The sequence below is a fragment of the Apilactobacillus kunkeei genome (assembly GCF_005930975.1).
GTDB classification, from domain to species: Bacteria; Bacillota; Bacilli; order Lactobacillales; family Lactobacillaceae; genus Apilactobacillus; species Apilactobacillus kunkeei_E.
This window is the reverse complement of the sequence record NZ_VBSE01000009.1, coordinates 1-255: the sequence shown is the minus strand read 5'-3', so window position 1 is coordinate 255 and position 255 is coordinate 1. Positions and strand designations below refer to the sequence as shown.

At 38.0% G+C, this 255-nt stretch carries 1 pseudogene; it reads left to right on the top strand.

Annotated features, from left to right (window positions below):
• Positions 1-14 precede the first annotated feature (14 nt).
• A pseudogene (locus tag FD688_RS07385) lies at positions 15-255 on the top strand (polysaccharide biosynthesis protein); the annotation flags it as partial.

The window sequence follows — 255 nt, the reverse complement described above, 5'->3', positions numbered from 1 at the left end:
AGCAGGAAACAACATTGCAGAAAAAAGCCCTCTTAAGACAACTGTTTATTATGCTTTCAATCTTTGGTGGATTAATATTTATCATCTTTCAAATTAAGGCAACGTCAATCGCTGCCTTAATGGGAGACCTCAGATTAGATAGTTTGATTCGAGCAGTTAGCTGGATGTTTTTAATGATGCCAATATTGGCTTGCTTAAGGGGTTACTTCCAGGCAACATTAATTATGAAACCCACCGCTTATTCGCAGGTAGTTG